The sequence below is a fragment of the Bradyrhizobium sp. HKCCYLRH3097 genome (assembly GCF_051167875.1).
In the GTDB taxonomy this organism is placed as follows: Bacteria; Pseudomonadota; Alphaproteobacteria; order Rhizobiales; family Xanthobacteraceae; genus Bradyrhizobium.
The window spans coordinates 12,437-32,766 of record NZ_JBNPTX010000003.1 but is presented as its reverse complement, the minus strand read 5'-3'; the positions used below and the strand labels follow the sequence as shown (position 1 = coordinate 32,766).

General features: G+C 65.8%; 26 protein-coding genes. 11 read left to right on the top strand and 15 right to left on the bottom strand.

The window, feature by feature from the left end; all coding sequences use genetic code 11:
* Positions 1–3: 3 nt before the first annotated feature.
* Positions 4–1,668 carry a methanol/ethanol family PQQ-dependent dehydrogenase gene (locus ACQR0U_RS09150; RefSeq protein WP_315825194.1) on the bottom strand — a complete coding sequence of 555 codons (1,665 nt, stop codon included), beginning with the start codon at positions 1,666–1,668 and terminating at the stop codon, positions 4–6.
* A 262-nt stretch (positions 1,669–1,930) separates the two neighbouring features.
* Between ACQR0U_RS09150 and ACQR0U_RS09145 the strand changes: the two genes are divergently transcribed.
* Both ACQR0U_RS09145 and pqqA read left to right on the top strand, forming a co-directional pair.
* Positions 1,931–2,323 (top strand): hypothetical protein, encoded by a 393-nt coding sequence (locus ACQR0U_RS09145; protein WP_315713211.1) that lies wholly within the window; start codon positions 1,931–1,933, stop codon positions 2,321–2,323.
* Positions 2,324–2,541: 218 nt separating this feature from the next.
* On the top strand, positions 2,542–2,622 hold the full coding sequence (pqqA, locus tag ACQR0U_RS09140; RefSeq protein WP_009031067.1) for a pyrroloquinoline quinone precursor peptide PqqA: 81 nt from the start codon (positions 2,542–2,544) through the stop codon (positions 2,620–2,622).
* Between the two features lie 149 nt (positions 2,623–2,771).
* Here pqqA and ACQR0U_RS09135 read toward each other — a convergent pair whose 3' ends face one another.
* Positions 2,772–3,080, bottom strand: a complete 309-nt coding sequence (locus tag ACQR0U_RS09135; RefSeq protein WP_315713209.1) for an EthD family reductase — start codon at positions 3,078–3,080, stop codon at positions 2,772–2,774.
* 214 nt (positions 3,081–3,294) lie between these two features.
* On the opposite strand from ACQR0U_RS09135, the gene ACQR0U_RS09130 reads away from it, so the two are divergent.
* A complete protein-coding gene (locus tag ACQR0U_RS09130) occupies positions 3,295–3,507 on the top strand; it encodes a hypothetical protein (protein ID WP_315713207.1) in 213 nt (70 codons plus the stop codon).
* 30 nt (positions 3,508–3,537) lie between these two features.
* On the opposite strand, the gene ACQR0U_RS09125 is transcribed toward ACQR0U_RS09130, so the two are convergent.
* From ACQR0U_RS09125 to ACQR0U_RS09110, 4 genes are read right to left on the bottom strand one after another with little or no spacing between them, the layout of a single operon-like run.
* A complete protein-coding gene (locus ACQR0U_RS09125) occupies positions 3,538–3,885 on the bottom strand; it encodes a hypothetical protein (protein ID WP_434872121.1) in 348 nt (115 codons plus the stop codon).
* Positions 3,886–3,921: 36 nt separating this feature from the next.
* Complete coding sequence (locus ACQR0U_RS09120) at positions 3,922–4,635, bottom strand: ABC transporter ATP-binding protein (protein WP_315713203.1); 714 nt, start codon at positions 4,633–4,635, stop codon at positions 3,922–3,924.
* Positions 4,625–5,362, bottom strand: a complete 738-nt coding sequence (locus ACQR0U_RS09115; RefSeq protein WP_434843099.1) for an ABC transporter permease — start codon at positions 5,360–5,362, stop codon at positions 4,625–4,627. Before ACQR0U_RS09115 ends, ACQR0U_RS09120 begins: the two co-directional genes overlap by 11 nt.
* Positions 5,362–6,342: an ABC transporter substrate-binding protein gene (locus tag ACQR0U_RS09110; protein ID WP_434872120.1), complete on the bottom strand. Its 981-nt coding sequence runs from the start codon at positions 6,340–6,342 to the stop codon at positions 5,362–5,364. The genes ACQR0U_RS09115 and ACQR0U_RS09110 overlap by 1 nt, the downstream gene beginning before the upstream one ends.
* Positions 6,343–6,428: 86 nt before the next feature.
* On the opposite strand from ACQR0U_RS09110, the gene ACQR0U_RS09105 reads away from it, so the two are divergent.
* Positions 6,429–6,788, top strand: a complete 360-nt coding sequence (locus tag ACQR0U_RS09105) for a hypothetical protein (RefSeq protein WP_315713197.1) — start codon at positions 6,429–6,431, stop codon at positions 6,786–6,788.
* A gap of 20 nt (positions 6,789–6,808) precedes the next feature.
* Here ACQR0U_RS09105 and ACQR0U_RS09100 read toward each other — a convergent pair whose 3' ends face one another.
* A complete protein-coding gene (locus ACQR0U_RS09100; protein ID WP_316169757.1) occupies positions 6,809–7,630 on the bottom strand; it encodes a quinoprotein dehydrogenase-associated SoxYZ-like carrier in 822 nt (273 codons plus the stop codon).
* A gap of 56 nt (positions 7,631–7,686) precedes the next feature.
* A complete protein-coding gene (locus ACQR0U_RS09095) occupies positions 7,687–8,613 on the bottom strand; it encodes a quinoprotein relay system zinc metallohydrolase 2 (RefSeq protein WP_316169756.1) in 927 nt (308 codons plus the stop codon).
* A gap of 161 nt (positions 8,614–8,774) precedes the next feature.
* On the opposite strand from ACQR0U_RS09095, the gene ACQR0U_RS09090 reads away from it, so the two are divergent.
* Together ACQR0U_RS09090 and ACQR0U_RS09085 are read left to right on the top strand one after the other, a co-directional pair.
* Positions 8,775–9,650 carry a substrate-binding domain-containing protein gene (locus ACQR0U_RS09090; RefSeq protein WP_316169755.1) on the top strand — a complete coding sequence of 292 codons (876 nt, stop codon included), beginning with the start codon at positions 8,775–8,777 and terminating at the stop codon, positions 9,648–9,650.
* Positions 9,647–10,207 carry a PQQ-dependent catabolism-associated CXXCW motif protein gene (locus ACQR0U_RS09085; protein ID WP_315713190.1) on the top strand — a complete coding sequence of 187 codons (561 nt, stop codon included), beginning with the start codon at positions 9,647–9,649 and terminating at the stop codon, positions 10,205–10,207. The genes ACQR0U_RS09090 and ACQR0U_RS09085 overlap by 4 nt, the downstream gene beginning before the upstream one ends.
* 32 nt (positions 10,208–10,239) lie before the next feature.
* Here the strand turns inward: ACQR0U_RS09085 and ACQR0U_RS09080 are convergent, their stop codons facing one another.
* The 5 genes from ACQR0U_RS09080 to ACQR0U_RS09060 all read right to left on the bottom strand — a co-directional run bounded on the left by ACQR0U_RS09080 (position 10,240) and on the right by ACQR0U_RS09060 (position 14,960).
* Positions 10,240–10,851: a hypothetical protein gene (locus tag ACQR0U_RS09080; RefSeq protein WP_316169754.1), complete on the bottom strand. Its 612-nt coding sequence runs from the start codon at positions 10,849–10,851 to the stop codon at positions 10,240–10,242.
* Positions 10,848–11,702, bottom strand: coding sequence for an ABC transporter permease (locus tag ACQR0U_RS09075; RefSeq protein WP_315825186.1), 855 nt, complete (start codon positions 11,700–11,702; stop codon positions 10,848–10,850). The genes ACQR0U_RS09080 and ACQR0U_RS09075 overlap by 4 nt, the downstream gene beginning before the upstream one ends.
* On the bottom strand, positions 11,699–12,514 hold the full coding sequence (locus tag ACQR0U_RS09070) for an ABC transporter ATP-binding protein (protein ID WP_315752817.1): 816 nt from the start codon (positions 12,512–12,514) through the stop codon (positions 11,699–11,701). Before ACQR0U_RS09070 ends, ACQR0U_RS09075 begins: the two co-directional genes overlap by 4 nt.
* The gene (locus ACQR0U_RS09065) at positions 12,511–13,476 is read right to left on the bottom strand and encodes a YVTN family beta-propeller repeat protein (protein ID WP_316169866.1); all 966 of its coding nucleotides are present in this window, start codon (positions 13,474–13,476) and stop codon (positions 12,511–12,513) included. The genes ACQR0U_RS09070 and ACQR0U_RS09065 overlap by 4 nt, the downstream gene beginning before the upstream one ends.
* A gap of 275 nt (positions 13,477–13,751) precedes the next feature.
* On the bottom strand, positions 13,752–14,960 hold the full coding sequence (locus ACQR0U_RS09060) for an ABC transporter substrate-binding protein (protein ID WP_316166061.1): 1,209 nt from the start codon (positions 14,958–14,960) through the stop codon (positions 13,752–13,754).
* A 142-nt stretch (positions 14,961–15,102) separates the two neighbouring features.
* On the opposite strand from ACQR0U_RS09060, the gene ACQR0U_RS09055 reads away from it, so the two are divergent.
* Positions 15,103–15,582 carry a DUF3280 domain-containing protein gene (locus tag ACQR0U_RS09055; protein ID WP_315752900.1) on the top strand — a complete coding sequence of 160 codons (480 nt, stop codon included), beginning with the start codon at positions 15,103–15,105 and terminating at the stop codon, positions 15,580–15,582.
* Positions 15,583–16,231: 649 nt separating this feature from the next.
* Here ACQR0U_RS09055 and fghA read toward each other — a convergent pair.
* Positions 16,232–17,077, bottom strand: coding sequence for an S-formylglutathione hydrolase (gene fghA / locus ACQR0U_RS09050; protein WP_316166062.1), 846 nt, complete (start codon positions 17,075–17,077; stop codon positions 16,232–16,234).
* A gap of 85 nt (positions 17,078–17,162) precedes the next feature.
* Positions 17,163–17,783 carry a response regulator transcription factor gene (locus tag ACQR0U_RS09045; RefSeq protein WP_315713180.1) on the bottom strand — a complete coding sequence of 207 codons (621 nt, stop codon included), beginning with the start codon at positions 17,781–17,783 and terminating at the stop codon, positions 17,163–17,165.
* A gap of 154 nt (positions 17,784–17,937) precedes the next feature.
* On the opposite strand from ACQR0U_RS09045, the gene ACQR0U_RS09040 reads away from it, so the two are divergent.
* The 4 genes from ACQR0U_RS09040 (at position 17,938) to ACQR0U_RS09025 (ending at position 20,252) form a co-directional block, all read left to right on the top strand.
* The gene (locus ACQR0U_RS09040; RefSeq protein ID WP_315768888.1) at positions 17,938–19,284 is read left to right on the top strand and encodes an ATP-binding protein; all 1,347 of its coding nucleotides are present in this window, start codon (positions 17,938–17,940) and stop codon (positions 19,282–19,284) included.
* Between the two features lie 103 nt (positions 19,285–19,387).
* On the top strand, positions 19,388–19,744 hold the full coding sequence (locus ACQR0U_RS09035) for a hypothetical protein (protein ID WP_315713178.1): 357 nt from the start codon (positions 19,388–19,390) through the stop codon (positions 19,742–19,744).
* 137 nt (positions 19,745–19,881) lie between these two features.
* A complete protein-coding gene (locus ACQR0U_RS09030; protein WP_315713177.1) occupies positions 19,882–20,070 on the top strand; it encodes a DUF2934 domain-containing protein in 189 nt (62 codons plus the stop codon).
* Between the two features lie 26 nt (positions 20,071–20,096).
* Positions 20,097–20,252 carry a hypothetical protein gene (locus tag ACQR0U_RS09025; RefSeq protein WP_008961662.1) on the top strand — a complete coding sequence of 52 codons (156 nt, stop codon included), beginning with the start codon at positions 20,097–20,099 and terminating at the stop codon, positions 20,250–20,252.
* The last annotated feature ends 78 nt before the right edge of the window (positions 20,253–20,330 follow it).

Genomic DNA, 20,330 nt, shown 5'->3' with positions numbered 1-20,330 from the left:
CACTCAGTTCTTGACCGCGAAGACCCACAGCGAGCCGCCTGCCGGAACGTTGGCGAGGCGCTCGTCACCGGAGAACAGTGAGTAGACGCCGCCGTAGCCTGAGGTGACGGCGACATACTGCACGCCATCCTGCTGCCAGGTGACGGGCTGGCCTTCGATGCCGGAGCCGGTCTGGAACTGCCACAGCTTCTTGCCGCTGTCGGCGTCGAAAGCCTCGAACTCGCCGGTCAGCTTGCCCGAGAATACCACGCCGCCTGCCGTGGACAGCACGCCGGAGAAGCGCGGGATGTCGCTCGGCTGCTCCCACTTGGTCTTGCCGGTCATCGGATCGATGGCCTTGAGCTGACCGCGTGGCCCTTCCGGCCAATCCCACAGATCCGTCAGGTCCATGCCCAGGTACCACTCGCCGGCCTTGTAGGTCGCAGGCTCGGTCTTGTAGTGGCCGCCGAACACGAGCGTGTTGGCGTAGGCCAACCCGGTTTGCGGATTGAACGACATCGGCTCCCAGTTCTTGCCGCCGAGAATCGACGGATAGACCGTGACCTTCTTGCCCTCGCGGGCATCGCGCGTCACATCGGTCTCGACCGGCTTGCCCGTCTTCAGGTCGATGCTGGAGGCCCAGTTCACCTTCACATAGGGGTTGGCCGCGAGCAGCTTCCCATTGGTGCGATCGAGCACATAGAAGAAGCCATTGCGGTTGGCGTTCATCAGCACCTTGGTCTGCTTACCCTCGACGTTCATGTCGGCGAGCACCATCTCCGCGACCGCGTCGTAGTCGAACGGATTGTTCGGCGAGAACTGGAAGTGCCACTTCATTTTGCCGGTCTTCGGATCGAGCGCGAGCACCGAGCAGGTGTAGAGGTTGTCGCCCGGGCGCACCGCCGCGTTGAACGGTCCGGGATTACCGACGCCCCAGAACACGGTGTTCTGCTCGGGATCGTAGGAGCCGGTGATCCAGGTCGAGCCGCCGCCCAGCTTCCAGGTGTCGCCCTTCCAGGTGTCGCCGCCGGGTTCATCCGGGCTTGGGACCGTGTGTGTGCGCCACAAATGCTTGCCCGTCGCCGGATCCCAACCATCGATGAAGCCCCGGGTGCCGAACTCGGCGCCGGAGATGCCAGTCAGCACGACGCCGTCGGCGACCAGCGGCGCGACGGTCATCGAGTAGCCTTCCTTGATGTCAGCGGCCTTCTGACGCCACAGCTCCTTGCCGGTCTTGGCATCAAGCGCAATCACGTTGGCATCGAGCGTGGTCCGGAACACCTTGCCGTCGTACAGCGCGGCGCCGCGATTGATGATGCCGCAACAGACCACGCGCGGCGTCTCGGCGGGATAGTCGATCTTGCTTTTCCAGATCTGCTTGCCGGTCTTGGCGTCGACGGCCATCGTCGCATTGTGGGTCGTGACGTAGAGCACGCCCTGGTACACCAGCGGCTGCGACTCCTCACTGCGGTCATCGGCGAAACTGTAGTTCCAGACCGGCACCAGGTTCTTGGCGGTGTCCTTGTTGATCTGGGTGAGCGGGCTGAACCGCTGCAGATTGTAGCCCATGCCGTAGTTGAGAACGTTCGCCGTATCAGTTGCACCCTTGACCAACTGATCGGCGCTCTGCGCGCTTGCACCATGTGATGCAAAAATAGCGAGGCCTGCGGCCAGCGCGATCCGCTTCATTCATTTCCTCCGAGATTTTTACGCGCGCCTATCCTGACGCTGCGGGAACAACACTCCGCTCGAAATCGGGAACCGTCAATACGAAAAGGTGGCAACCGCCCTCTGCGCATCGGGAAGCCGTCCTCGTTCGATCGGGACAGCGCAGCCGATCCGTTGTCTCTGCTCGAGGATCTGGGTCGGCATGATCGCACCGCTCCGATGTTGCGTTGCGGCACAAACATTGCTTCGCCGCATCATGCCGGGATAACAGAGGAGTAGGCGGATGAGACGAACCATCCTTTGGCTCGGCATGCTTTGTTGCCTTTGGGTGAGTGCGAGTGCGCGTGATCTCGGTCAGTGGGGAGCGGTCGATCCTGCATTGCGTCAATGGTACGAGGCGCTGATGCAGCCCGACGTGCCGACAGCATCGTGCTGCGGTGAGGCTGACGCCTATTTTGCCGATGAGATCCATGTCCGCGACGGCAAGACCTATGTCATCATTACCGATGACCGTCCCGATGAGCCGCGTGGCCGCCCGCATATCGATGTCGGTACCGAGATCGAGGTCCCCGATCACAAGCTGAAGTGGGACAGGGGAAATCCGACGGGGCACGGCATCATCTTCCTGAGCCGCAATCGGTATGTGTTCTGCTACGTGCAGCCGGGCGGTGCGTGAGCGAAGATACCGTCCCGCTCAGGGGCAACGTCCTACGAGGATTGAGGCGGAACGGCGTCCAGCCAGGCGGCTGGATTTTTGTTTCGTTCAATCGATCGACAACCGCTGGGGAAATGCTCCACGGTTGTGGAGCCTTGCGTTCCCCCTGATGCGGTCCTAGCTTCGATGTTGGCGCGAGCAATGCGTCAGTCAATGATAGTCGAACTTGGGAGCTTGAAATGGCCTGGAAGACACCGAAGATCGTCGAAGTGCCGGTTGGCATGGAAATCAACATGTACGCCTGTGCTGCGCGCAAGTAACGCGTAGCGATCTGCCAAGCCACGAGGAGCGCAATTCGCTTCTGACTGGCTTGGCGGATCCATTCGATGGACGGTCCGCGAGATCGTCCCGGCGACCGGCCTCTCGGCCGATCGGGTATGACGGGCACACCGCCGAACGTTGGTGACGATCAAACGTCCTGCGTGTCGAAGATATACAGGTCGACGCCGCCATCGGCGAAGTTGGGCAGATCGCCCGCCGCCGCCTTGCCTTCGGCAGAGCCCATTCCCGCCTGCAGCGCCTGCATCGAATCGAATATCAGGGTGGCAACGAGGTGGATGTTGGTGGCTCCCGCCGGCCCATTCACCGGGCCCCGGCTGATATCGTAGCTCTTCAGACCGGGAATCTTCTTCGCCAGCGGCACATGGACGTTCATATAGTGTTTGTCGAACGCCTCGGCGCTCTTGGGGGTCTTGTAGAGTACGAGAACCTTGGGCATCTGCTTCCTCCGCATTCGCTCTTTTGAGGTCGATCGACCGCTTCCATTGCAGCCGATCTGCCGGTTCGGATCAAGCGTCAGGGGCGGATTCGCCCAGGGATAGTCGTTCCAGCCTTGGTTCCGCTGCATAATTTGTTGCGCGAGGAGAAACTGATGCAGCCGGATGTCGTAGTTTCAGTTAAGCTGTTTCAGGCTTATCGAAGGACAACGAGCCATGAGCTCCATCGATCTCGTCATCACCGTCTGCGCAGTCCTGTCTCCGGCCACCTGCGAGGAGCAGCATCTCGTTTTCGCGGATGGCGGTGCCTCGCTGCAGCAATGCGCGATGAAGGCGCCGCCCTACATCGCCCAGTGGATCGGCGAGCACCCGAAATGGACTGCAGTGCGATGGCGCTGCGAATATCCCCACAGCAACGACAAGGCCTGAGGCCGGCTTGGCCGTCGGCACGCTGGCTGCTTACTTCGTGCACTCCTTGAGGTCCTTGTCGGCGACCGAAACCACGGCGTCGGCCTTGATCTCGAGGCCGCGAACAATGCACTGCCGCTCGCCGGCATAGCTCACCTTGGCGTCGTAGCGCCCAGGCTCGACTCCGGTGAGCTTCAGCCGTTCGTCGTGATCGAGCTCCTTGTCCTTGTCGTTCAGCGTCTGATTCGGTCCCCAATTGTTCTGGCCGGCCGGCGAGAGCTGAAAGCCGGTCATCGTTGCGGTCGTCAGATTCCAGAGCCGGATGCCCTTGCTTTGTGCGGTGGCCGCGAGCGGGATGCCGAACAGAATGATCGCCGTCACGGCGGATGCGCGTCTCATGGCGTTTTCCCTGGGGTCCGATGTCCTTTGCCATGACTATGACACGGAAAAATCCAGTCGCGCCACATCGGCCTTGATTACCGCGACCACGTCGTTGTTGCGCTGCGCGCGCGGCAGGTCGATCGGGACTGAATGAAGCAGACGGGCAGGGCGTGAGGACAGCAGGAAGATCCGGTCGCCGAGCCGTGCCGCGTCGTCCATGCTGTGCGTGACCAGCAGCGTGATCATGGGGCGCGAGGCCACGAGCGTCGCGATCTCCTCGCGCAGCCGCGCGGCGAGCGCGTCGTCGAGCGAAGCCAGCGGCTCGTCGAGAATCAGGAAATCCGGCTCGACCGCAAAGGCGCGCGCCAGCGCGACACGGCGGGCGAGGCCGAGCGACAACTCGCCTGGAAAATGGCTGCGATGTCCCTCGAGCTCGAGCACGCCGAAGATGGCGGCCAGCCTGTCCTCCGCGACACCGGGCGCTGCCAGCCGGACGTTGGCCTCGACGGATCGCCACGGCAGCAGCCGCGGCTCCTGGAACACCATTGCCAGCCGGGCTCCCTCGGGCCGCGATACATGGCCCTGATAGTCGTTGTCCAGACCGGCGAGGATCCGCAGCATCGTGCTCTTGCCGCAGCCGGAGGGGCCGACGACGACGCCGACCTCGCCCCGCTCCAGCGAAAAGGCAATGCCAGCAATCACCTCCTGGCGCTTGCCATTGGCGGCGCTGGTGTAGCTCTTGGACCTGATATCGACCTCAAGCCGCACGGAGCCGCCACCTCGATGCACGCTGCTCGAACGGCTGGACGATAACGGCCTCGATCACCAGCACCACGGCAGCAAAGCTGAGCGAGTAGGCGAGCAGCAGCGGAATGTCGAACAGCTGGAAGGCGACGCCGATCTCGAAGCCGATGCCGTTGGGCCTCCCGAGCAACTCGGCGACCAGCACGATCTTCCACACCAATGACAGGCCGGAGCGCGCGGCCGCCGCAATATAGGGCGCAAGCTGCGGCAGCAGGACGTGGCGGAGGATGCGTCCGCGCGAAAAGGCAAACACCTTGGCCATCTCGTCGAGCGATGGATCGAGCGCGCGGGCGCCTTCGCGCAAGGTGACGACGGCGGTCGGCAGCTTGTTGATCGCGATCGCCGCGATCGCAGCGACCTCGGTGAGACCAGCCCAGATATAGGCGAGCACGATCACCACCAGCGCGGGCAGATTGAGCAGCAGGATCAGCCAGGGATCGCCGAGGCGGTTGGCGAGCTGGCTGCGCCCCATCAGAAAGCCGATCGCCGAGCCGAGTGCCATTGACAGAGTGAAAGCGAGGGCGACGCGGGCGAGCGTTGCGCCGAGATGCAGAAACAGCGCGCCGGACCGCGCTTCCGTCGCCGCAACCGCGAGCACGGCCGATGGCAATGGCAGCTTGGCGCTGCCGGCGACAGCCGCGGCAATCCACCAGGTGGCCAGCAGAAGCGCAAAGGACAACAAGCGCAGCACTAGTCCCTCGCATCCGCCCTGTAGTAGGTGCCGGGACTGAGCTCCGGAGACGGGCCGACCAGATCGCGGCCGCCGATCGAAGCCAGCACGCCGTAGAGGATGCGGGCGTCGGCCTCTTCCTCGGCGATCGGCCGGTGCGGAATGCCCTCGCGATAGCGGTCGCGATAGGCGCGCAACGTCGCCTCATCAGGCGCGCCGGTCAGCGGGGCGATCGTTTGCCAGTCGGCGTCGGAAGTCGCCAGGATCTCCTTGGCCTTGGCCGTGACGGTTAGGAAGCGTGCGACGAGATCGCGATGCTTGGCGGCCCAGTCCTCGTCGAAGACATAGCCGATCATCGCGGTGCGGCCCTTGGCGCCGAACGGCGGCAGCAGGTCCTCGACGCCGGCAAGCCGGCGGAAGCCCTTGGCTTCCAGCGCCGCGCAGAAATTCCAGTAGTTCAAGCCCGCATCCATCTCGCCGTCGGCCAGCTTGGCGGCCAGCAGCGGCGGCGCGCCGTAGGTGATCGTCGCCTGCGATTTCAGATCGACGCCGTCGCGCTTGAGCGTGGCCTGCAGCAGCAGCCAGCTCTTGTCGAGCGGGCCGCCGGCCACCGCGAGCTTGCGTCCCTTCAGATCGGCAAGGGTCTTGATCGGCGAGGTCGCCGGCACCATCACGGCGCCGAGCGCGCTCGAATAGGGATAGAAGGTGAGCTTGGCGCCGAGCGCACGCTCGCGCGACACCCATAGCCAGTCCGACACCATGATGTCGGCGTTGCCGGCCCGCAGCGCGATCTTGCCGGCCTCCGGGCTCGCGAGCTCGACCGCATCGATCGCGATATCCGCCTGCTTGTCGAGCTGGCGGGCGCGGATCACGGCCAGCTCCCAGGCGAAGGTGCCGGTCTTTTGCACCGCAACCTTGACGGTCTCGGCGGCGCAGCATGCCGTGACCGGCAGCAGGGCGCAGGCGACAATCGCCATCAACAAACGACCGATCTGCGTCATGAGCCCGTCTGCATTTCCTCGAGAGGTGTTCTTTTCAGCCTCATTCCCTTAGCATAGCTTCGGCTGCGATGCCGCGGAGGACTGTGATGCGTAGTGCTGTTCCGGTAGGACCGATTGTCGCCACTCTCATTGCCACGATTGCGCTGTGCGGGCCGGCTCGTGCCGAGGAGCTCAACGACTATCCGACCTCGGCGCGGGCCGAATATGTGTTCGGCTGCATGAAGGCGAATGGCGAGACCAGGGAGGCGATCGCGCAGTGCTCCTGCTCGATCGACGTGATCGCTTCGATCATTCCCTATGAGCGCTACGTCACGGCCGAGACCGTCCTCAGCATGTCCCAGGTGCACAGCAATCTCGGCACCCAGTTCCGCACGTCCGAGCAGGCCGCCAACGCGCTGAACGATCTCCGCCGGGCGCAGGCCGAAGCCGAAGTGAGATGCTTCTGAAGCGCTGCCGCTCTGCCGCATCAAGTTCCTGAACCGTCGGCCGGCCAATCGTGCTCGAACACGTGGCCCTGCGTATCCTTCGCCTCCGCGTGGAATTTCTTGGCGCCGTTCGACACGTAGGTGAAGCGGATGTTGGGATCCTCCGAGATCGAGATGCCGCCTTCGACCGACAGCACCAGACTGCCGTCCTGCGACAGTGTCAGCCGGTCGATGAAGAAGGCCGGAATGTAGAGCTGCGTCACCTGATCCATCTGGAGCCCGGAATTGTTGGGATGCCCGACCATGACCTGCGCTTCGCGGATGCCGCTCGTGGCGCCGTCGCTGCTTTGCGTGAACTGCCGGTAGCGCATCTGGCCGATGCGCGCCTTGGCCTCGTCCGGATTCTTCGCCGCCGGCGCCGAGCAGCCTCCGGACGCCTTGACGAAGGTCTTGACCACATAGAGCTGACCATCCGTCAGCTCGGCCACGGCATGCACATCCGTGTAGTTGTTGACGCGGACCCGCGTCGAGATCGCGGTCACATTGGCGTCCGCGCCAAGCGTGAACTTGGCCGCCATCGGCGCGGGATTCTGGTCGATCACCAGCGTGATGGTCTTGATACGGCGCTCGTCGGCGGGCGACAGCTTGCTGCGCAGGGTGACCGGAACGACCGAGGCATCCTCGGCGCGCGTCGGCATCTCGATCGACAGCACATTGGTGCCGTCCTGCATCGCCTTGTTGTTGAAGATGTCCTGGACCAGTCCCGGCCAGGGATCGTAACCATCAGCGGCCTTCGCAGGTGCGAACGCAAACGCGAGGCAGGCCCCGAGAAGCAGGGTGGACGGCAGGTGGAGCCGGATCATGGCGCAATCCTCCTCGGGCAGTCGGGTGAATTAACGATCATAGCGCGTTGCCGCCCTCATTCCCATTCCATTTCCGAGAATGCCGCCGTTGCGTTGCGGGCATTGTAGTCGTCGAACAGCTCCCATTTGCCGCGCTCCGATCCCGCGGCCCCAGCGGCGTCCGCGATCGGCCTGCCTGCCTTGATCAGCCCGCGAACGTCGTGGGCCAATGTATCGAGGTAGCGACGCTCGTCACTGAGCGCCAGTGGCCACGGGCTGACAGGGCCATGGCCGGGAACGACGCGCTCGGCCGGGATGGTCGCGAGCGCGGCCATGTCGGCGATCCAGCCGCGCAGGCTGCCATCCATCACCGGGATGTGACGCAGGAATACGAGATCGCCGGCGAACAAGGTCCGGCTGCGGTCATCATAGACGGACAGGTCGCAGTCGCTATGCGCGGTACTCCAGGCCTTGAGCGTGAGGGTACGGCCGCCGAGGTCGAGCATCGTCTCGTCGTCCACGAGGATCGACGGGGGGACGAGACGGACCTCGTCGATCAGCTCGGCGCCCATCAGGCGCCGGAACGCCTCGATGTAGTGCGGTCCGCGCAATGCAAGCGCGCGCGGCAGGTTCTTGGCGCCGACGAAGCGCGCGCCGTCGCCCTCGAATGCCGCGTTGCCGAATGCGTGATCCGGATGGGCGTGGGTGTTGATGACGTAGCGCACGGGCTTGGCGGTACGGGCGCGGACCGCTGCCAGCAGCGCGCGGCCTTCGCGGACGCTGCCGCCGGTGTCGATCACGGCGACCGCGTCGTTGCCGACGATGAAACCGACATTGGCGATGGCGCCCTCGTTCGCCGCGTTCATCAGCGCGGTCTGGCCGATGTGAACGAACACGCCGGGCGCGATCTCGCTGACCTCGAGTTCCGGCGGCATGGCAAGAGCGCCGCTGCCGAGCGCCAGCGCCCCCCAGGCAGTGATCGCGATGATCAGTTGTCTCACCATCGGCTTGCCTTGCTCGCGTGAGAGGTGTGCGTCAGGCGATGGACGTTGCGGTGCAGCAATGGGTCAACTCTTCGCGATGACGGCGGCTGTTGCACCGGAGCGGCCGGCGGCCTAGCATTTTCAAAAATACCGCGATGCGTTCGATAGGGATGGAAATACGGATGACGAAGCGTCACAACCTTGCCTGCTCGCTGGCCGTTGCCGCGGGGCTCACTCTGCTCGGACCGGCCACCGCTTTCGCGCAGAGCAATGATGGCCTGGACCTGTCGATCGAGCTGGTCGATCCCAAGGTGCTCAGGGTCTGCGCCGATCCGCGCAACCTGCCGTTCTCGAACGAGAAGGGCGACGGCTTCGAGAACAAGCTGGCCGAGCTCTTTGCCGCCAAGCTGCAGAAGAAGGTGGACTACACGTTCTTCCCGCAGGCCACCGGATTCGTGCGCATGACGCTCGGCTCGCACCGTTGCGACGTGATCATGGGCTTTCCCCAAGGGGACGACCTGGTGCAGAGCACCAGTCCCTATTACCGCACGGCCTATGCGATCGTGACCAAGCCGGGCTCCGATCTTGCCGATGTGACGACGCTGGAGGATGCCAAGCTCAAGGGCAAGCACATCGGCATCGTGGCGGGCACGCCGCCGGCAACCAATATGGCGCTGGCCGGGCTGATGCCGACCGCAAAGCCCTATCCGCTGATGATCGACACCCGCGTCGATTCCTCGGCAGAGGCGATGATCAACGATCTGAAGTCCGGCGAGATCGATGCCGGCGTGCTGTGGGGGCCGATGGCCGGCTACTATGCCAAGCAGGCGAGCCCGCAACTGCATGTCACGCCGCTGGTGAAGGAGACCAGCGGGCCGAAGCTGATCTATCGCATCGCCATGGGTGTCCGTGGCGCGGACCAGAACTGGCGCCGTCAGCTCAACAAGCTGATCCAGGAGAACCAAGGGGAGATCAACAAGATCCTGCTGGACTTCGGGGTGCCGCTGCTGGACGAGAGCAATCATCTGATCACCGCCGAGGCTGCGGCGAAGCCATGATCGGTCGGCTCAGCGCTGCGGCATTGGCAGGCGTGCTGCTGATCGCCGTGGCGGTGCGGGCCGATGATCTCGTGCCGGAGCCGGACAGCTATCGCACCGAGAACTATCGCGCGCCGGTGCCGACGACCCTGAGCGGAGCGCGCGTGCTGTCGACGCGGGAGACTGAGGCGATCTGGCGCGCGAAGTCCGCCGTCTTCGTCGATGTGTTGCCGCGGCCGCCCAAGCCGAAGAACCTGCCGGCCGGCACGGTGTGGCGCGAGCAGCCGCGCCTGGACATTCCCGGCAGCATCTGGCTGCCCGACACCGGCTACGGGGTGCTGGCGCCCCAGACCGAGGACTATCTGAAGCGCGGCCTTGCCCGCGCTTCCGAGGGCGATTTGAGTCGTCTGCTCGTGTTCTACTGCCTTGAGGACTGCTGGATGTCGTGGAATGCCGCCAAGCGCGCGCTGACCTATGGCTACCGCAACGTCGCGTGGTATCCGGACGGGACCGACGCCTGGAGCCGCGCCGACCTGCCGCTGCAGCAGACGCAGCCCGAGCCGCGGCCTGAGGAGTGAGCGGAGAGGGCGGCGGTAGCGCATCAAATCAGCTACTCCATGTCCTGCTGAATCTCGCGCGCCAGGGCGAACAGGCGCTGGTCGATCGCGGTCGGGACCTCGCAGACGAACTTCATCACGCGACGCCGGTCCTCGAAGATGCGCGTCTCCCAGTTCAACCGGTTGGTCATCTCCTCGACCTTGGCCTGATCCGGGTTGGGGCCGCTGTGCATCTCCTGCAGCGCGATGGTGTCGCCGCGCACCTTGTCGACGGCCTCGCGCTGCTTGCGCATGACGCGCTCCAGGCCGTTCATCACCGATGTCCGCTGCGTGTTCAGCGTGTCGAACAGCCCGGCGAACAGCAGCTTGCCCTTGCGTATCTTCTCCTCGGCCGTACCGGTGAGGAAATCGGCGACGTCCTTCTGGGCCTGCTCCAGCGGGATACGGCGCGCGGCAAGCTTGGCGACGAGCTCGGCCACCTTCGCATCGTCCTTCCAGCTCGCGCCGACATCGTCGATCGGCGGGCCGGACCACACGGCGGCGATCGAGATCTCCGGCACCTTGGCCTGCGGGCAGGGCCAATCCGGATAGCGCGGATCGGCGGCCTGCGCAGCACCTGCCGACGCAGCGATGGCGACGGCCGCCAGTGTCGTTCTGAACCTCATGCCTCGCCTCCGGGACCGCGCCTGACAAACCCCCGCGACGGATCGTAGGCCAGGATCGCGCCGATCATGAAGACGGCGGTGCAGCCGCCGACCACCGCGAGCGAAACCCAGTTCAGCTTGCCATATAGCGCGAAGCGGATGAGCTCGACCGCGTGGGTGAAGGGATTGGCTTCGCAGAGATAAGCCAGCCAGGGACTGCCTTCCTCGACCCGCCAGAGCGGGTAGAGCGCCGATGAGGCGAAGAACATCGGGAAGATCACGAAGTTCATGACGCCGGCGAAATTCTCGAGCTGCTTGATGCCGGAGGAAATCAGCATGCCCAGCGCGCCGAGCATCAGGCCGGACAGGATCAGCGCCGGCAGCACCGTCAGATAGCCCATCGGCGGCGGGGTGATGTCCCAGAACCAGGCGATGGCGAGAAACGCATAGACCTGCAGCACCGAGACGGCGGTGCCGGCGAGCAGCTTGCAGAACAGCAGATAGCCGCGCGGCAGCGGGCTCACCAGCAAGGTGCGCATGTTGCCCATCTCGCGGTCGTAGACCATCGACAGCGACGACTGCATACCGTTGAACAACTGGATCATCGCCATCAGGCCGGGCGCGATATAGACCTCGTAGGGGATATAGGTCTCGTAGGGCGGGATGATCGAGATGCCCAGCACCTGGCGGAAGCCGGCGGCGAAGATGAACAGCCAGACCAGCGGCCGTACCAGCGCCGAGACGAAGCGCTCGCGCTGATGCAGGAAGCGCAGGCCCTCGCGCCAGACGATGCCGGTGAGGCAGGTGATGTATTCGCCGGCCGAAAAGCCGCTGCGTGTGGGTGTGGGCGCGTGCACGGTGGTGACGGTCATGGCTCGGAGCTCCGCGCCGGACTGGCCTGGGTCGTCAGCCGCGCGAACGCGGCGTTGACGTCGGTCGCACCGGCCTCGGCGATGACCTGCGGGACGGGCCCGCGCGCCAGCACGCGGCCCTGATGCAGCACGACGAGATCGTCGGTCGCCGCGATCTCGTCGAACAGATGCGTCGCCCAGAGCACGCCGATGCCCTGCTCGGCGACGAGCTGACGGACGTGACCGACGATGTCGGCGCGGGCCTTGACGTCGAGGCCGACGGTGGCCTCGTCGAGCAGCAAGAGGCGCGGCCGGTGCAGCAGGGCGCGAGCAATCTCCAGCCGGCGCATCTGGCCGCCGGAGAGGTCGCGCACCTTGCTGCCGGCGCGGTCGGCGAGGCCGATGCGCGCCAGCAGCTCCTCGCTGCGCGCGCGGGCCTCGCGGCGCGAGATGCCGTGCAGCGCGGCGTGGTAGAGCAGGTTCTGCGTCAGCGACAGATCGAGGTCGAGCGTGCGCGGCTGGAACACAACGCCGAGCAGCCGCAGCGCCTCGCCCGGCGTGCGGCCGATGTCATGGCCGAAAATGCCGATCTGGCCCGTCTGCACCGCGAACAGTCGGGTGATGAGCGAGAACAGCGTGCTCTTGCCGGCGCCGTTGAGACCGAGCAGGGCGGTGAAGCTCGCAGGCTGGACGGCGAAGCTGACGTCGTTGAGCGCCTTGCGTGCGCCGTAGGAATGGCTGACGCCGGCGACCGACAGCGCCGGCACCTGGTCGGAGGCCGGCTGCGGGGTGGCGCCTGTGGCGTCGAGAGCGGGTGCGTTCTGCGTCGTCATGGCTGTGCAATCGTGATGCCCCAGGGCAGCTCGCCGACCTGGATGGTCTTGATCACCTTCTGCGCGGCGACGTCGATCACCGAGACATCGTTGGAGACGCCGTTGGTGACCAGAAGATATTTCTCATCCGGCGTGAACTCCATGTGCCAGACGCGCTGGCCGACCAGGAGATATTTCTTCACCTCGTGGGTGGTGCCGTCGACGATGGCGACGCGATTGGCGGGGCCGAGCGCGACGAAGCCGGTCTTGCCGTCCTTGGTCAGGGCGATTCCGACCGGCTGGATCGCCTCGCTGCGCAGGCCGGGCACGGCGAACTTGATCTTGCCGGTGACCTCGCGCTTGGCGGGGTCGATGATCGAGACGGTGCCGCCAATCTCGGCCGAGACCCACAGCTCCGAGCCGTCGCTCTTGAACTCGGCAAAGCGCGGCCGCGCATCGACCAGCACGTTGGCGACGATCTTGCGGGTCGCCGTGTCGATGAAATGCGCCATGTTGGTGGTTTCGGAAGTGCAGATCAGGATCTTGCCGTCCGGGCTGAGCATCATGCCCTCGGGCTCGACGCCGACCTGGACGTCGCCGATGCGGACGCGCTTCTCGAGGTCGAGCACCGTGACCGTGTTGTCGTTCTCGTTGGCGACATAGAGCGTCTTGCCGGCGGCGTCCTGCGCGAACAGCTCGGGATCGGGGCCGGAGGGCAGGGTATCCACCACCTCCATCTTCTTGGCGTCGATCACCTGGATGGTGTCGTCATCGCCGACCGCCACCATCACGAACTTGCCGTCGCGGGTGAACGCGATCCCGCGCGGCCGCTGGCCGACCTTGATGGTCTTGGTCACGGTCCAGGTGTCGGTGTCGATCACGGAGACCGTGTTGCCCTTCTCGTTGGAGACGAAGGCGACGTAGGCGGAGGCGGGGGCGACGGAGGCCAGCGACAGCGCGGCGGCGAGCAGGCCGGCTGCCAGGGCCGGGCGCTTTGGAAGCTGATCGCGCCATTTCCTCCTTCGCCCCTTTGCCCAATGGACTCGATTTGTCGCGGCGCAGACGGTGCGCTCCCTCTCCCCGTTCTTCGCGGGGAGAGGGTTGGGGTGAGGGGCTCTCTCCACGAGCACGGTGCTTGGAGAGTCCCCCTCACCCAGATTGCATCTGCGATGCAATCCGGCCTCTCCCCGCACGCGGGGAGAGACTGGCGCCGTCTGTGTCGGACTAAACACTTTCATCAACATCATCCAATCCGACATCATTGCAGCTTGCACTTGGTTTCAGGGCGGTCGACGCCGAGCGTGTCGAGTTCGGAGACCTGGTGCAGAAAGCCCTCCTGCGGCGAGACCGAGACGATCATGCGGCCGTCGGCCAGAAGGATCGGCTGGCGCAATTGCAGGTTCCAGTCGCGCAGGGAGAGGCGGGTGCCCTTGAAGGCGGCGATGGTGAAGTTCGGGCCCTTGAGGTAGTCGGTCATCGTCTTGGCGTCGCCGGAGTTGGTGCGCGAGGCGGCCTCGCCGACCAAGCGCACGGCCATCCAGGCCTGCATGTCCAAGGCGTCCATGCGGCGCGAGGCGAGCTTCATGAAGCGGTTCTGCAACTGCGTCGCCCCCCACTGGTCCTGCGCCGGATCCCAACTCGTCGGCCGCAGGCCGGCGGAGCCCGCGACGGGGCGCGGATCCCAGGTGCGGTAGGGCAGATAGTTGGCGAACACCTCGCTCTCGTCGGCGGTGACCAGCACGTCATAGGCCGGCGCCTTCTGCGTGAACACCGGCATCTGGCGCTGGATCAAGGTCACGCCGCTGTCGGTGCGGCGCGCGCCGCCGGTGTCCTCGAAGGTCCGCTCCTCGACGATCTTGACGCCGAAGCGGGTGGCGGCGCGGCGCAGCGCGTCGGCGAACAGTCTGTCGTTGTCGTGCGAGCCGGTGACGAGCAGCCAGCGCTTCCACTGCTTCCAGACCAGATATTGCGCCAGGCCGTCGGCGAGCATCGAGCGCGTCGGTGCGACATGGATGACGTTGGCGCGGCAGTCCTGCTCACGCAGGCGGTCGTCGGTGGCGCCGACATTGAGCAGGGTGACGCCGCGGCCCCGCAACGCATCTGCGACCTTCAGCACCGCATCCGCCGGCAGGTCCACGAGGACGAATCCCGTCTTGCCGGCGAGCTCATTGGCGGCCTGCGCGGCGTCCTCGTCATCCTTGACGCGGCGGTCGATCAAAGTGAAGCGCTGGTTGAGGAACTTGCCGGTGGTGTTGTTGTCCTCGATCGCGAGCCTCGCGCCGGCCACGCCATCATCGGCCGCAGGCTGGTCGAGCGGCGACAAGGTCTGCGGCACGCTCGCGCGGCCGAGATAGCCGATCGCGATGTCGACCGGATCCGCCGCGCTGGCGGCGGTTGCGGCGGCGATGAGGCCGATCGCGCCCATCAGAGATCGGGCCAGAACTCCCAGGACCACACGTCCTCCCATTGTTCCCTCGTCCTTGTCCGGCGAGGTTTCGTCTTGCAAGATGAACGAATTGGCCTAGCTTTCAACCCCACTTTTGGCCGCTGTCGCGTCATTTCGGATCACGACCTTGAAACCTGCCGTTCTCCCCGCGTTCCTGATCCTGATGTCTGCGACATCAGTGCATGCCGAGCCGACCAAGGTGGCGGTGTTCGACTTCGAGCTGATCGACACCAGCCTGCAGGGCGAGGTGCAGGGCCCGCGCCAGGACGAGCAGAACAGGCTGGCGCATGCGGCCGAGCAACTGCGCGCGGCGCTGCAGGACTCCGGACGTTTTCGCGTGCTCGACATCGCTCCTGTCAACGATGCGGCGCACCACAGCAATCTGCAGGCTTGCGGCGGCTGCGACGTCAAGCTCGCGGGCGACATCGGCGCCGATCTCGCCATCACCGGGACGGTGCAGAAGGTCTCCAATCTCATCCTCAACATGAACATCTATCTGCGCGACGTTCACACCGGCAAGCCGGTCGCGGCGATGACTGCGGATATGCGCGGCAACACCGACGAATCCTGGACGCGCACCATGGCTTGGCTCGTCCGCAACCGCCTGCTGGCGCCGAACTACGGCGCGCCGCAGGCGCAGTAGCTGACGAGATATGACGGTGCATTCTCGCGGCGAATGACGCCCGAGCTTTGCGTGCCGGTCGCCCCTTGGAAAACAAGAGGCGCAGGGAAGGCCGGGAGCCTGCCGCCCCCATGGCCCGCCTGCGACAAGAAATGCAGGCGGCAGGTACCACAGGTTCGGCTGGGACATCCCGGCCCTCCCTGCGCGGATGGTCTTAACGGTTGCTTCGCGTTCTCCCCGGTGCGCCGGGCTTTCTGGTCACCGTGCGCGACGACGCGCTGTGAGCGCGCCGCCGCGGAGGCATCGGCATCGGGATGCCAGGACCACGCGACTTGGCCGTACGCCGTGACGCGTTCGTCCGCACGCTCTCACGGGGCATGTGATGCCCTGAGCATGCTGCGCGCCGCCGGCGTCCACCGCATCCCACCTCCACGTTCGTGACGACCGCGATACGCCCTCTCGACGAGGCGGGATGGCGCTAGACAATCACGATTTCCGGAAAAACGAAAGTGAAATTTTTGTCGCCGCCGGGCTGGACACTGGGATCGCCTTGTGGCGCCGAGCGAAATCCCCGTCGTCGCGCACGTGGAATCCGGGCACCGGGCACGACAAGATCGCCTCGACGGGCGCGTCATCGCACCCGTCGGGCAAATCACGTCCGCGGCTGATATCAGCGTGCGAGCCGCGCCGCGTGCCAGCGCAGATGATCGGCCATATAGGTCGAGATGAAGTAGTAGCTGTGGTCGTAGCCCTCCTGCTTGCGCAGCAGCAGCGGGATGTGGGCCTTGTCGCAGGCCGCCTTGAGCAGCTCCGGGCGCAACTGCTGCGTCAGGAACTGATCGGCGGTGCCGACATCGACCAGCAGGTCGGAGACGCGCGCGCCGTCCTCGATCAGCGCCACCGCGTCGTGCTTGCGCCACGCCGCCTTGTCGGCGCCGAGATAGCCGCCCAAGGCCTTCTCGCCCCACGGCACCTGCGAGGGCGCGACGATCGGCGAGAACGCGCTGGCCGCGCGGTAGCGGTCCGGGTTGCGCAGCGCCACCGTGAGCGCGCCATGGCCGCCCATCGAGTGGCCCATCACCGACTGGCGGCGCGGATCGACCGGGAAGTTCGCCGCGACCACGCTCGGCAGCTCCTCGGTGATGTAGCTCCACATCCGGTAGTTCTTCGCGAACGGCGCCTCGGTCGCGTCGACATAGAAGCCGGCGCCGAGACCGAAATCATAGGCATTGTTGGGATCGCCCGGCACGCCGTCGCCGCGCGGCGAGGTGTCGGGCGCCACGAAGACCAGGCCGAGCTCGGCGCAGGCGGCACGAAACTCGCCCTTCTCGGTGACGTTGGCGTGGGTGCAGGTCAGGCCGGAGAGATACCAGACGACCGGCAGCTTCGCGCCGTCGGCATGCGGCGGCACGAACACCGAGAACGTCATCTCGGTCTTGGTCTCCTGGCTGGCGTGGCGGTAGACGCCCTGGACGCCGCCATGGGACTTGTTCTGGGAGACGGTCGTGAGGGTCATGGGATCACCTGTTCGGCAATGATGTCGGGCCGCTGGCGCGCGTGCCGCCAACGCGTGTCAGGCTGCGTCGTTCAATCGGGACGAGTCAAGCGACGCCGTTCTCGATCGCCAAACGCACCAACTCGCCGGATGTTCGCACGCCGAGCTTCTGGCGGATGATCGAGGAGGTGTTGGCGACGGTCTTGTAGGACGAGTGGATCAGCCAGGCAATCTCCGACAGGCTCTTGCCGGCGCTGAGCAGGCGAAGGATCTCGAGCTCCCGCGAGGTCAGTTTCGCCAGCGGGCTCTGCGCGACCGCGGCGCCCGCGAAGGCGATGCTGCGCGCGATCGCAGGCGGCAGATAGCTGCCGCCGCGGGCGACCTCGCGGATCGCCTCGGCGAGATCGTTCGGATCGCCGCTCTTCGAGACGTAGCCCTTGGCGCCGATGTCGATGGCGCGCGCGGCGAACACCGGATCGTCGTTCATGCTGAACATGATCAACCGGGCATTGGCATCGTGGGCGAGGATGCGCCGCGCGAGCTCGAAGCCGGAGACGGTCGGCAGGTTGATGTCGACGACGCAGACGTCCGGCCGGCGCGCGATGAAGCTGGCTTCGCCGCTCTCGGCATCGGCGGCTTCGAGCAGCTCGAGGTCCGGATCGGTCGAGAGCAGGGCCCGGCAGCCTGATGCCACAATGGGATGGTCATCGACGATCAGTACGCGCATGGCCTTGGGGTCCCGGACTTCCAACTCGCGTCATTGTTGCGATGCATCATGGATGCATGCTGCGCGATATTGCATGATGTTGCAATTAGATCGCCGGCGGATTTGTCTGTCAATGTGAGTGCGTATGAAACACGGTGGCCGTGAGGCGGAGAGAATGTGGCAGAATTGGTCGTTGCGGACCCGCATCAACGTGCTGCTGGCGCTGCTGCTGACGCTGGGCCTCGCCATCAACATCGGCCGTCTCGTGCTGGAGGCGGCGCCGCGCGTGCTGGCGGAGGACCAGAGCGTCATCCGCCTGACGCGGGCCTTCGTCGAGACCATCATGGACGAGGTCAACGACGCGCCGGATCCGAGCGCGCGCCTCGATCGGATCGTCGGCGATCTCCGACAGCTTCGTCACGTCAGCGTGAGGCGGCAGGGCATGCCGGCGCAGACGCCGCCCTCTCCGGGCGTCGGCCGCGCGGCGCCGGCATGGTTCATCGCACTGGTGCATCCCGACAAGACCTCGGTGAGCATGCCGGTCATCGTCGCGGGGCGGAGCGAAACGCTGGTGATCACGTCGCACCCCGACGACGAGATCGCGGAGATCTGGGACGGCATCGTCACCCAGCTCGTCGTCGGCTCGCTGGTCGGGCTGGCGTTGTTTGCGATCACCATGCTCGTGGTGGGTCGCGCGCTGGCGCCGCTTTCGGATCTGTCGGACGCGATGAGCCAGATCGAGGCCGGCGCCTACGATACCCGCGTCAAGCCGGGCGGCGCGCCCGAGCTCGCGGCGCTCTGCGCCAAGCTCAACCATCTCGCCGGCGCGCTCGGTGAGGCGGTGGAGGAGAAGCGTCGCCTGGCCGAGCGCACGGTGTCGCTGCAGGACCACGAGCGCAAGGAGATCGCGCGCGAGCTGCACGACGAGTTCGGGCCGCATCTGTTCGCGCTGCGCGCCCATGCCAGCGCGCTGATGCGCTTGCCGGACGCTGCGACGCTCGACGTCGCGGCGATGCGCCGGCACGGCCAGGCGATCCTCGACCAGGTCAACGCCGTGCAGCAGTTCAACCGCCGCATCCTCGAGCGGCTGCGGCCCGTCGGTCTCGCCGAGCTGGGCCTGCGCGAAGCGCTCGGCGCATTGGTGCGGCTGTGGCGGGAGTCGCGGCCCGAGGTCGCGATCGAGACCAAGTTCACCGAAACGGTCGCGCGCAGCAATGAGACGGCGGAGCTGACGATCTACCGGGTGGTGCAGGAAGCGCTGACCAACGTGTTCCGCCACGCCGAGGCCACCACGGTCGACGTCACCATCGAGCCGCTGCAGCAGACCACGGCCGGTCATCGCCGCAGCTACACGCGGGTGCGCGTCCGCGACGACGGCCGCGGGTTCAGCCCGGAGCACAAGCTCGGATTCGGCCTCACCGGCATGCGCGAGCGGCTGCTGGCGCTCGGCGGCACGCTGACGGTGGCTTCTACCGGCACGGGCGTCACGATCGAGGCCATGGTGCCGGCGGACGCAGCGTGAGCCGTGGGCTAGGAACCAACGAACGGACGGCGCATTCAACGAGCTACTTGCGATGGGCGTGAGCCGCAATCCGGAGCACGCGCCGGCAGCTCGCGGTGATCGGATGTCCAGAACCTTGCCTGTGCTGAGCGGCGCAGCCTTGCTGGCCGCGCTGTCGTTCCACAATGCCGTCGCGCGTGACGACGGCCGCTACGCCAACTCGCCGCTCAAGGGCTGGTTCGACAGCCTCAGAAGCGGTCGCGGCCCGTGCTGTTCGGACGCCGACGGCTTCGCGGTGTCCGATCCGGATTGGGACCTCGAAGGCACGCATTACCGGGTGCGGCTCGACGGTCAATGGATCGTCGTGCCGGACGATGCCGTCATCACGGAGCCCAACCGTGCCGGGCGCACCATGGTGTGGCCGATCAAGGGATCGCTCGGCACTTCCATCCGCTGCTTCATGCCGGGCAATCTGAGCTGAAGAGGCGGTGCGCCGCGTTCTCTCGCCGCGCCGCTGCGGCGGATCGCCCGTGCGCGCCGTGCCTTGGAACTTCGTCTCGTTCGGATGATTGCCACGCAAGGTCACGCCGCCGACGCAGCCTCATGCGAGGGAGAACCATGGACCGGACCAGCGACACTGAACTTCAGGAGAGGATTCGCAGGCGCGCTCACCAGCTCTGGGAGCAGGCCGGCCGGCCTGACGGCCGCGAGGATGAGTTCTGGTATCAGGCCGAGCGTGAGATCGGCGAGATGAGCGAGCTTCACGACGAGGCGACGGCGCCGCCGCCGACGATCCTGCCGGGGTGAGTGCGAGCAGAAAAAAGGACGAACTGATGAGCAAGGAAACGCCGAAGGACGATCCGCGCCAGGAAAGCGACTGGGGCTCGATGAAGCAGACCGACAAGCCCTGGGCCGAGAAGCCCGAGAAGGAGCAGCGCTCGGAAGCGGCGAAGGACCTCGAGAAGTGGGGCGAGAGCAAAACGCATTGAGGTGGGCGGAGGTGGCCGCTCTCGCGCGATCGATGAACTCCGGCAGTGTCGAGGAAGGCCTCGTTCAACCCGGCCGTC

Excerpts from the sequence above, each read along its gene's own strand:
- ACQR0U_RS09150 (WP_315825194.1), bottom strand. The coding sequence starts at position 1,668 with ATGAAGCGGATCGCGCTGGCCGCAGGCCTCGCTATTTTTGCATCACAT.
- ACQR0U_RS09145 (WP_315713211.1), top strand. The coding sequence starts at position 1,931 with ATGAGACGAACCATCCTTTGGCTCGGCATGCTTTGTTGCCTTTGGGTG.
- pqqA (WP_009031067.1), top strand. The coding sequence starts at position 2,542 with ATGGCCTGGAAGACACCGAAGATCGTCGAAGTGCCGGTTGGCATGGAA.
- ACQR0U_RS09135 (WP_315713209.1), bottom strand. The coding sequence starts at position 3,080 with ATGCCCAAGGTTCTCGTACTCTACAAGACCCCCAAGAGCGCCGAGGCG.
- ACQR0U_RS09130 (WP_315713207.1), top strand. The coding sequence starts at position 3,295 with ATGAGCTCCATCGATCTCGTCATCACCGTCTGCGCAGTCCTGTCTCCG.
- ACQR0U_RS09125 (WP_434872121.1), bottom strand. The coding sequence starts at position 3,885 with ATGAGACGCGCATCCGCCGTGACGGCGATCATTCTGTTCGGCATCCCG.
- ACQR0U_RS09110 (WP_434872120.1), bottom strand. The coding sequence starts at position 6,342 with ATGACGCAGATCGGTCGTTTGTTGATGGCGATTGTCGCCTGCGCCCTG.
- ACQR0U_RS09105 (WP_315713197.1), top strand. The coding sequence starts at position 6,429 with ATGCGTAGTGCTGTTCCGGTAGGACCGATTGTCGCCACTCTCATTGCC.
- ACQR0U_RS09100 (WP_316169757.1), bottom strand. The coding sequence starts at position 7,630 with ATGATCCGGCTCCACCTGCCGTCCACCCTGCTTCTCGGGGCCTGCCTC.
- ACQR0U_RS09095 (WP_316169756.1), bottom strand. The coding sequence starts at position 8,613 with ATGGTGAGACAACTGATCATCGCGATCACTGCCTGGGGGGCGCTGGCG.
- ACQR0U_RS09090 (WP_316169755.1), top strand. The coding sequence starts at position 8,775 with ATGACGAAGCGTCACAACCTTGCCTGCTCGCTGGCCGTTGCCGCGGGG.
- ACQR0U_RS09085 (WP_315713190.1), top strand. The coding sequence starts at position 9,647 with ATGATCGGTCGGCTCAGCGCTGCGGCATTGGCAGGCGTGCTGCTGATC.
- ACQR0U_RS09080 (WP_316169754.1), bottom strand. The coding sequence starts at position 10,851 with ATGAGGTTCAGAACGACACTGGCGGCCGTCGCCATCGCTGCGTCGGCA.
- ACQR0U_RS09075 (WP_315825186.1), bottom strand. The coding sequence starts at position 11,702 with ATGACCGTCACCACCGTGCACGCGCCCACACCCACACGCAGCGGCTTT.
- ACQR0U_RS09070 (WP_315752817.1), bottom strand. The coding sequence starts at position 12,514 with ATGACGACGCAGAACGCACCCGCTCTCGACGCCACAGGCGCCACCCCG.
- ACQR0U_RS09060 (WP_316166061.1), bottom strand. The coding sequence starts at position 14,960 with ATGGGAGGACGTGTGGTCCTGGGAGTTCTGGCCCGATCTCTGATGGGC.
- ACQR0U_RS09055 (WP_315752900.1), top strand. The coding sequence starts at position 15,103 with ATGTCTGCGACATCAGTGCATGCCGAGCCGACCAAGGTGGCGGTGTTC.
- fghA (WP_316166062.1), bottom strand. The coding sequence starts at position 17,077 with ATGACCCTCACGACCGTCTCCCAGAACAAGTCCCATGGCGGCGTCCAG.
- ACQR0U_RS09045 (WP_315713180.1), bottom strand. The coding sequence starts at position 17,783 with ATGCGCGTACTGATCGTCGATGACCATCCCATTGTGGCATCAGGCTGC.
- ACQR0U_RS09040 (WP_315768888.1), top strand. The coding sequence starts at position 17,938 with ATGTGGCAGAATTGGTCGTTGCGGACCCGCATCAACGTGCTGCTGGCG.
- ACQR0U_RS09035 (WP_315713178.1), top strand. The coding sequence starts at position 19,388 with ATGTCCAGAACCTTGCCTGTGCTGAGCGGCGCAGCCTTGCTGGCCGCG.
- ACQR0U_RS09030 (WP_315713177.1), top strand. The coding sequence starts at position 19,882 with ATGGACCGGACCAGCGACACTGAACTTCAGGAGAGGATTCGCAGGCGC.
- ACQR0U_RS09025 (WP_008961662.1), top strand. The coding sequence starts at position 20,097 with ATGAGCAAGGAAACGCCGAAGGACGATCCGCGCCAGGAAAGCGACTGG.